Annotated in this window: 5 protein-coding genes; 1 reads left to right on the top strand and 4 read right to left on the bottom strand. The window is 39.2% G+C overall.

Annotated elements, in window-relative coordinates:
• From M901_RS03980 to M901_RS03970, 3 genes are all read right to left on the bottom strand, one after another.
• On the bottom strand, positions 1 to 286 hold a 286-nt coding region (locus M901_RS03980; protein WP_232422509.1), incomplete at its 3' end, for a Maf family protein.
• Positions 255 to 1,232 (bottom strand): hypothetical protein, encoded by a 978-nt coding sequence (locus tag M901_RS03975; protein WP_157679813.1) that lies wholly within the window; start codon positions 1,230 to 1,232, stop codon positions 255 to 257. The genes M901_RS03975 and M901_RS03980, both read right to left, overlap by 32 nt.
• Positions 1,163 to 1,696, bottom strand: coding sequence for a hypothetical protein (locus tag M901_RS03970; RefSeq protein ID WP_021276897.1), 534 nt, complete (start codon positions 1,694 to 1,696; stop codon positions 1,163 to 1,165). The genes M901_RS03975 and M901_RS03970 overlap by 70 nt, the downstream gene beginning before the upstream one ends.
• A 151-nt stretch (positions 1,697 to 1,847) precedes the next feature.
• Between M901_RS03970 and ileS the strand changes: the two genes are divergently transcribed.
• Positions 1,848 to 4,964, top strand: a complete 3,117-nt coding sequence (gene ileS, locus M901_RS03965; RefSeq protein WP_021276898.1) for an isoleucine--tRNA ligase — start codon at positions 1,848 to 1,850, stop codon at positions 4,962 to 4,964.
• Positions 4,965 to 4,999: 35 nt separating this feature from the next.
• Here ileS and M901_RS03960 read toward each other — a convergent pair.
• The coding region (locus M901_RS03960; protein ID WP_034720181.1) for a hypothetical protein at positions 5,000 to 5,186 on the bottom strand (187 nt) is incomplete at its 5' end.

Genomic DNA, 5,186 nt, shown 5'->3' with positions numbered 1-5,186 from the left:
CTTTTGTGGCCATGTAAACCGCAGTATAAACATGATGCTCTCTACCTGATAAAGACATCAGCATCTCTTTTGCATGTTCTCTATTCTTTGGTTTTCCCAGGATCGTCTCATCGATAAAGACAATTGTATCAGAGGCGACAATAAAAGGATTTTCCCCTTCAGCTATTTCGAGATTAAGAATATCTCGCCCTTTAAGTTTTGCGAGATCTTCAACAACTTCTTCAGGAAGTATTTTATCTGTGACTTCTTCAAGACTAGAAGGTCGAACCTTCATCGGGACTTTCATCCATCCCAGAAGTTCCTTTCTTCTCGGACTCCCCGAGGCCAGTACGAGAGTAAGCTTTTGATCTAATTCCATTTATCCTCTTCCAGAATTTCTTCTTTTCACTATTTCGTTTCGGGTTATAAAATTTCTCTCTATCAACTTCACCATGCTCTAAATACTTAGATAAGGCCTTATCGAAGAAATCAACCCTTACTACTTCTTTATCTTTTAATGAATGCTTTTTCAAGATTCCTTGCCTGTAACGACTTGCTACAGCTAAGTTTGATGTCTCTAGCTTACGGCTAAAATTCCATAGAAATTCTAATCGCATGTCATTTTCTTTACTGGACCACTTTCTATAGCCATGGTCCATTGCCAAAACTTCAGGAGTGATCTTCTTATCAAAAATAGCCGAAGAGTACTTATTAAACATAAACTCTCGTGCATAATAGATCGATGGAATTCTTCTCGTAATAAGTTCATTTATATTCATATGAGGGTTTGGATCATGGAGTACAAGATCTCTAGCAGGCATTGAGACGCGGTACCAACTTCCCGCTTCTATCGTTTCTTTGGACGTATTGGCATAACCCCTGAGATTGACCTGGGCAGTGATCGCTTCGGGCTCTTCTAGAAAGAGCTCTTCCTCAGTTCTAAGTTTAAAGTAATTGTCACCGGCAATAGAAACATAGGCCTCCAAACTAATTCCCTCGCCAAAAATAGTGGCGTTAGGAAGAACCAAGAGAGATTCTGTTTTCTTATCAATAATTTTATTATTCTTTTTTACAAAGTCATTAACTCTTAAGTACTGATCAGTCACAACATCTTGATCCCCGAACAGATATTGAGTCACCGTAATATTCCCATCACGAGTAAGAGGGTTCGCTTCATAAATTTCTAGTGGAAAGAAGATCGCATCAGTTTCTCTGAGTTTCTGCGGTTGAATATCTTTTTGAGAGCGCGACAACCAAAGAATATTACCAAGATTAAGTCTGCATGAAGGAAGACTTTTTCATCAGAGATATTGATCTCCTTAACAGTCATGGAAGATTCAGGCGATAGCCTCACAAGGGTCCCATCATAGAGGAAAACCCAAAGGTAACTATCTTTGTAGGTAAGAATCTCATCCGCTTCCATCACCTCTGACATATACTGAACTTGATGCTCCCCAGCATCACGAAAGAGTCGACACTCCCCTCGACACGAGAGAACCCTTCCCACAGGCTCCTTTAATTTTTGGATCCTTTGCAAGGCCTCCCAGTACTTGACCTTCGATTTAAATGCGGTGGCCTCCTTCCAACTACCTAGATTTAGCCAGTCTTGGGCATCAAGCCCCTGCCAATCAACCAGAGATTTCGTCTGACCTCGGTACAAAGTATCGACTTCTGCAAAGCACAATACGGAGAATAGGATTAAAATTAAGCTCTTCACACTTATCTTTTCGGAAGATTATGCTGATCCTTCTTCTTTAGAGCACTTATCTCTTAAAAACAGGCAAAATTTGCGCCCTAAACGGTGCCAAAGCGTAGCAGACGTGTTACCATTTGGGCCTATTAAATCATGCTGTGGAAAAGGAATAAAAATGAGCCAAGAAAACAACCAATTTTCTTTTGTTGAAAGCGAACATGAAGTCCTAAAATTCTGGGAAGAAAATCAGATTTTCGAAAAATCTTTAGAACAAACTAAGGAAAAAGAGCCATTTATTTTCTACGATGGGCCTCCATTTGCAACAGGTCTTCCACACCATGGTCACCTTCTCGCTGGAACGCTAAAAGATATTGTTCCTAGATATTGGACAATGAAGGGACGTTACGTTCAAAGAAGATTTGGATGGGATACTCACGGTCTTCCAATTGAGCAAGAAATTAATAAGAAATTAGGACTAAGCGCGCACGATGCTCTAGAAAAACTTGGAATCAAGGGTTACTCAGATGAGTGTCGTTCAATTGTTCTGACATATACAAAAGAATGGGAAAAGACTGTTAAGCGTCTTGGACGTTGGGTTGATTTTGAAAATGACTATAAAACGATGGACCCTTCTTTTATGGAGTCATGTTGGTGGGTCTTTAAAAGTCTTTGGGAAAAAGGATATGTCTACCAAGGAACAAAAGTTGTTCCTTACTCGACGGCCCTAGGAACTGTACTCTCTAACTTTGAAGCTGGTCAGAATTATAAGGATGTTCAAGATCCTGCTATTACAGTTCTCTTCAAAGTAAAAGGAAAGGATGAATACATTGCTGCTTGGACAACAACTCCATGGACACTTCCTTCGAACCTTGGTCTCTGTGTTGGGGACGATATCGATTACGTAAGAATCAAAGACAATGATCAAAATAAAGTTATCATCATGGCCGAAGCAAGAGTTGAGGCCTATACAAAGAAAAGAAATCTCGAAGTAATCGGTGACTCTTTTAAAGGTTCAGAACTTAAAGGTGTTGAATACGAGCCACTCTTCCCTTATTTTGCAGAGCTATCTTCAGAAGGTGCCTTCACTGTTATGACAGATGACTATGTCACAACAGATAACGGGACAGGAATTGTTCACCAGGCCCCGGCTTTTGGTGAAGATGATAATAGAGTAATGAAAGCTCACGGTGTGACAGCTGAAGTTTGTCCACTCAATGATGCCGGAGAATTTACGAAAGATGTCACTGATTACGCTGGTCAATATGTAAAAGACGCTGACAAAAATATCATCAAAGATCTTAAGGACAGAGGGGATCTCTATGACAATGGAAATATTGTCCACAGTTACCCGTTCTGCTACAGATCTGATACTCCACTTATTTATAGAACGATTCCATCTTGGTACGTGAAAGTTGAAGAAATAAAAGAGAGACTTCTCGCTTCAAATGATCAAATCAATTGGGTTCCAGGTCATATCAAGAAAGGTCGTTTTGGAAAATGGTTAGAAGGTGCAAGAGACTGGGCCGTTTCAAGAAATAGAGTCTGGGGAACACCTCTTCCTGTTTGGAAGAACGATGAAACAGGAAATCTTATCTGTATTGGCTCAGTTGCTGAGCTACACGAATATTCAGGTGTTATGATTGATGACCTTCACAGAGAAACAGTTGATGACATCACATTCACACGTGACGGAGAAGAAGGAACATATAAGAGAATTACAGAAGTTTTCGACTGTTGGTTTGAATCAGGTTCTATGCCATATGCTCAACTTCACTACCCATTTGAGAATGAAGATGTTTTCAAAGACGGTTTCCCTGCTGAGTTTATTGCAGAAGGTCTCGATCAAACTCGTGGTTGGTTCTATACCCTAACAATTCTTTCAACGGCACTCTTTGACAAGCCAGCATTTAAGAATGTTATCGTAAACGGACTCGTTCTTGCTGAAGATGGTAAGAAAATGAGTAAGTCTTTAAGAAACTTTACGGCTCCAGATATCCTCATGGAAAAATTTGGTTCAGATGCTCTAAGGCTCTATCTCATCAACTCAGGTCTTGTAAGAGGTGAAGAGCAAAGATTTACCGATGCCGGTGTAAAAGACATGGTAAGACGTGCTCTACTTCCTTGGTATAACTCATTTAAGTTCTTCTCAACATATGCAGAAGTAGATGGGTGGAATTATGCCAAAGATGCAGCAGAGGGAACAAATATTACAGATAACTGGGTTATCTCAAAGCTTCAAACTTTAAAGAAGAATATTGCTAAGGAAATGGAAGAGTACAAACTCTACAATGTCGTTCCTGCCCTATTCAACTTTATTGAAGACTTAACAAATTGGTATATTCGTCTGAACAGATCAAGATTCTGGGGAGACGGCCTAACTGATGATAAGAAACAAGCATACACAACTCTCTTCCTAACTCTTAAAGAAGTTACTGAAGCGATGGCACCATTTGCTCCATTCCTTTCAGAGCATATCTTCCAAGAGCTTAAGAAGTTTGATTCAAATGAACAAACAGAGTCTGTCCACCTCGTGGAATATCCAGTTGCAGATGAGTCAAAGATCAAACCAATTCTTGAAGACGCAGTAGATAGAATGCAACAACTTATCCTACTTGGACGTCAAAAACGTAACCAAGTTCAAATCAAGGTTAAGACGCCACTTGCAAGACTAACTGTTATTCATAAAGACCAAGAGCTACTTGATGAAATTTCTAAACTTGAGTCTTATATTGAAACGGAACTTAACGTTAAGAAAGTTGAGTACTCTGTAGAAGAAGATAAGTATATCACTCTCTTTGCAAAACCAAATTCTCCAGTCCTAGGAAAGAGACTTGGAAAAGAATTTGGAAAATTCATGGGAATGATTAAGAATCTTAAAACAGAAGATCTTCTAAGACTTGAAGAAACAGGATCTCTAGAGCTTGGTGGTCAAACTTTTGCACCAGAAGATATTCTCATCTTCCGTGAAGCAAAAGAAGGGACACAGGCCCTATCAAATAGATTTATTTCAATTGATATCGATACAAATCTAACGGAAGATCTCATCCTTGAAGGTCTTGCCAGAGAAGTTGTTAACCGTATCCAAAGAACAAGAAAGGATATTGGACTAAATGTTGAAGATAGAATTGAAGTGACTTATCAAGCTTCTGATAAACTTGCGAAGGCAATTGAAACTCACGCTGACTACATTACAAAAGAAACATTAACAGTTTCTCTAAGTGCTGGTGAAGCAAGTGAAGTTGACTTTAAAGTTGATGATGAAACATTGGCAATCAATATTAAAAAAGCGTAGAAATAACAAGGGCCACGATCGTGGCCCTTTTTTTATTAAAGTTCAACTAGTTCAGTCTGTAGTTTATTTCCTAGGTCCAAAGTTCCCGATCCTTTAAAACATGTATTCTTCAATAGAACTCGAAGAGTTGTAAAGTTATCATCTGCAATGGCCTTATTCTCTGTACAAACATTGTAATTGCTTAAAGCAAGTTGTCTGTCTTCTGGGTTTGCACAACTTTGA

Source organism: Bacteriovorax sp. DB6_IX (genome assembly GCF_000447775.1).
Taxonomy (GTDB): domain Bacteria; phylum Bdellovibrionota; class Bacteriovoracia; order Bacteriovoracales; family Bacteriovoracaceae; genus Halobacteriovorax_A.
Note: the sequence above shows the minus strand (reverse complement) of the source record. Positions and strands in the feature narration are given on the sequence as shown.

Coding starts and splice junctions, on each gene's coding strand:
- ileS (WP_021276898.1), top strand. CDS start 1,848: ATGAGCCAAGAAAACAACCAATTTTCTTTTGTTGAAAGCGAACATGAA.